This is a genomic window from Flavobacterium sp., from assembly GCF_043778725.1.
Lineage (GTDB): Bacteria > Bacteroidota > Bacteroidia > Flavobacteriales > Flavobacteriaceae > Flavobacterium.
Map to the genome: position 1 here is coordinate 1 of NZ_JAYWFT010000101.1, position 4,449 is coordinate 4,449.

General features: G+C 34.9%; 2 protein-coding genes. Both read right to left on the reverse strand.

Annotated elements, in window-relative coordinates:
• A partial coding sequence (locus ACH2CG_RS09370; RefSeq protein ID WP_395064491.1) for a YDG domain-containing protein occupies positions 1-4,060 on the reverse strand: 4,060 nt, incomplete at its 3' end.
• Positions 4,061-4,224: 164 nt separating this feature from the next.
• On the reverse strand, positions 4,225-4,449 hold a 225-nt coding region (locus ACH2CG_RS09375; RefSeq protein ID WP_395064493.1), incomplete at its 5' end, for a T9SS type A sorting domain-containing protein.

Here is a 4,449-nt window from a genome sequence, read left to right on the forward strand (position 1 = left end):
ATCTATATCCTTGTGCAAAAGCTACATTGTTAACCGACACAGAGGAATACCAACCTGAAAGTGTTACACCACATGATCCTGTAGAAAGCGTACTTACAACTGGCGTACAACCGTTGTCTATAATTCCGTCACAGTTATTGTCTAGTCCATCATAACATACATCAACAGCGCCAGGGTTTATTGCTGGGTTTGTGTCGTCGCAATCTCCTGAAGCAATAATTCCAGAAGTTTTATAACCCAAACCAGGAGAATCACAAGATGTAATAACGGAACCAAAGTAATAACCATCATTATCTGAATCTAAATACCAATTAAATATTGGTCTAACAGTTACCGTTACATTTTGAGATACAAAGCAAGTTGAAGTGGTAACATTATAAACATAAACTACGTCTATTGGAGTAGTTGTAGTATTAACCAAAACCTCATTAGGATTTGTCAATTGCGGAGTTGAAACAGATGTAGTACTAATTCCTGTTACGGCTGCTCTGGCCCAACTTATGGTAGCACCTGTATAATTGGTTATTGGAGAATAAGAAAAAGTATCACCTGAACAAATTATTGCAGAAGTCGCACTAGTTAATGCTGCACCTGGAGTGGCAATTATATTTAATTTTAAATCGTCAATTCTCCAATTTACAGATCCAGCCACAGCGCCACCAGCTCCATCATATCCATAAAGTCTATAAGTTATAGCTTGATTAGAGGAACTTGTCGTCGTAGAAGGATTAAACAACACCCAAGTACTGTTGTTGTTGAAAACTCCAGTAGCTAAGTTTGCTGAATAATTATCTAAATTAGATTTCAAAGCGTACGCTTTAGGACCAGTTCCTGTACTTCTTGAACCAAAACTAAGACCTGTTAAAGAAACATTATATCCAGATTGAGGAGTTACTGAAAATTCAAAATAAGTAGATGTTAATGTATTAATTGCTCCAATAAAAGCTGCTGCACCAGCATTGTTTGCTGCAGAAGCACCAGAAAAATTTGATGCACTTGTACTACTTAACAAAGTTGAAGTTCCATTATTATTTCCTTGTGTCAATGGTGAGACTAATACACCATTTACAGTATTGCTTGATGGTGAAGAGGTATTAAAGTTATAAGTTACAAGACCAGAACTAATACCACAAGCAGCAGCATTAATTGAAGCTAAAAGACCTGTAGGTTGTATCAAATTATAGTTTAAAACATCTACTCCTGTAATCGAACTTGTAGAAGTCACCGTTTTATTAGTTCCAACATTTGCATCTGCAAAAACTCCACTTAAATTTAGAGTCACGGCATCTGGAAAGACAACTCCATTTAGAGTTCCACTAATTGTTGCTGTAGTATTTCCGTCATAAAACTTATCAGTTGCAGTTGCAGATAAAACAGTAACATCTTTTTTCAATATACTTGCTGTTAAGCTTAAATTTGATAAAGAATAATTGGCAATTGATGCACCAGAAATAGATAATCCTGTTACGTCAACTGTTTTATTTATTCCGAAAGTATAACTTAGAAAAGCTGCCGAAGGTGTTCCTACTAAAGAAACAAAAGCTTCATCGCCAGGTATAATTCCAGACAATGTAGCTACGCCAGATAATGTAGTTGCTAAATCTCTATTATAAATTTTATTGTTAGCAGTTAATCCTACTATAGATAGTAATTTTGTAGTAATATTTGCAGTTATTCCAGATGGTTGAGTCAATAAATAATTACCCGATGCCAAACCAGAAATAGAATATCCAGAAATAGTAACCAACTTACCAGTACCAACTGTACTATTTCCAAAAGTTGCAGTAGGTGAACCACCTAGAGAAACAGCAGTCAAGTCGATAGTTAACAATCCAAGTAAAGTTGGTGTACCTACAATGGATGCCGAGTTATTGGTATCGTATTGTTTATTACTCACAGAAATTCCTGTAATTGTTAGTTCTTTAGGAGTTATATCTGCAAGAAGACTTGGCTGTGTAAGAATATAATTTACCGCTTTTACTCCACCCAAAACCAATGTTCCGGTAACTGTTTTACTTGTACCAACATTGGGAGTATCAAAAACACCATTTCCAGAAAAAGTAACATTATCAGAATTAAAAATCCCTACAAGTACACCTCCAGATAGTGTAGCTGCGTTATTTCCGTTGTATTCTTTGCTGCTTGCTGATGCGCCCGAAACTGTTAAACTCTTTTGATTTACAACCAAAAGTTGATCTACAGAAGTTGCTGCATTATAATTAGAATCACCAGCCTGAGTTGCAGAAATTATAGTTGATCCAGCACCAACTATTGAAACCGTATTTCCTAAAACAGTTGCAACATTAGTGTTAGAACTAAAATAAGTAATTGTTAATCCCGAATTGGAAGTTGCGTTTAAATTAAAATTATTGTCTCCATAAGTTGTAGAAGACAATGATCCGAATGTTATCATCTGATCTTGCAATCCAGACGAATTAATAGAAGCTGTTAAACCTGAAGGTTGCAACAATAAATAATTAGATGAAGCAGAACCTGTTAAGGAATAACCAGAAACAGTAACGGGTTTGTTAGTTCCAACAGCAGCAGTTAAAAAATTAGCAACTGGCGTTCCAGATAATACTACATTAGAAACATCTCCAGCCAAAACACCACTTAATGATGCTGTTCCGCTTAAACTAGTTGTTGTTGTATTGTCAAATATTTTGTCGTCTGCAACCAATCCAGAAATAGTTACATTTTTCTGATTTACAGTATTTATAGCATTTGTAGCTAAATTAACATTTGTAGCTCCAGCGCTAGACAAAACAATATTTCCTGTGTAATTTCCTGCTGATAATCCTGCTGCTAATCTAATATAAATCGTTGTCGCAGGAATAGTGCCAGAAAAACCTACTGTTATAGGAGATCCATTAGAACCAACATTACTTGAAAAATCATTAGTTGTAGAAACTTGAAAACCCAATGGTGGATTAATAGAAATTCCTGCTGACATACTTGTTCCTGAAACAGTAAATGATGATTCTAAAGAGGCTAAACCGTATGTGGTTGTTAGGCTTGAAGGACTTGAAGAAGGTGTTATTAATGCTCCAACCGGAACTACTTCGCCCGAACTTAAAATTATTGCTCCACCTACAAATCCTGTAAATGAAATTTGACTTATTTGAGTAGATGTTAAACCAGATGCAGAATTGCCAAAAAATATTTTTCCGGCAGTTCCAGATGTTCCGGCAGTTCCTGTCCAACCGGTTATCGTTAACGTCTTACCAGAAGTCCAAGCAACCGCATTACTATCAGAAAAATTTAATGCATGATTTCCTGTGCCTAATAAAATTGTAGCATCGTTAGTCAAACTTAATGTACCTGTTGTTTCAGAAAAACCAACTGAAGCACCTGTGTTTAAAGTTCCTCCATTTAATATCACATTACTTGCGTCTGCAATAACGCCACTAGCACCTAAAATTAATTTACTTGTAGCAGAATTAATTGTAGTTGCTCCGGTGTAAGTGTTAGCTCCTGAAAGTGTCAAAGCTCCTGAACCAGAACCACCCAAAGTTAATTTTTTTGAACTTCCACTAATAATAGAACTTAGTATAACACCTCCAGAACCATCAATATTTATTATATTGTCTGTAGTATTTCCTAAAATAAATCCTAGAGTTTTAGCTCCTGTTCCAATGTTATTTTGAAAAGTAAAATTTTTAGACGATGTACTTCTAAGTACTACATTGCCAACAGAATTAAGTGTAGTTCCTGCAAATGTTATTGTACCTCCAGAACCACTTGAAGCACTATTACCTAAAGCTAAATTAACAGTAGATGATCCTGTCAAAAAAGTAATAGCTGCCACATTTAAACTGGCCTGAGTATTTGTATTCACACCAACAGTTGTTGCTACATTAGAACCTCCAAAAGAAGCAATAGTGGTTGCACTATTTGGCGCGCCTGATGGTGTCCAACTCGCTCCTGTTAGCCATGCTCCGCCACTTGTGCCGCTCCATACTGAAGTTGTTTGGCCAATAGTTTTACAACTCAATAACATAATAACAAAACCCAAAAAGAGTTTTTGTAACGTACTAATATTTAGTAACTTTTGTTTCATAAATAGATGATTTTGATTTTGAGAAACAAAAGTACAATCAAATGTTAAAGAAAATAAAATTTTGATGTTATTAATTTATTAACAAGTGATTACAAATTGTTTATATAAAAAAAACCTTCTCAATTGCTTGAGAAGGTTTTTGCATTTATAGATTTATTGTAAACTTATCTTTTTATAACACGAAGTGTTTTAGTGTTACTTCCTTGAGATACAATAACATTGTAAACTCCCGATGGATAATTAGTTCCAACTTCTAATGTTTCTATTTCTGATGAAACAATCGTTCTACTTTCTACCAATTTCCCTATCATGTCGTAAACTTTTACACTTAGATTTTCTTCACTGTTAGTTTTTACATCCAGCTTGAAGTTCTCTGCAAATGGATTTGG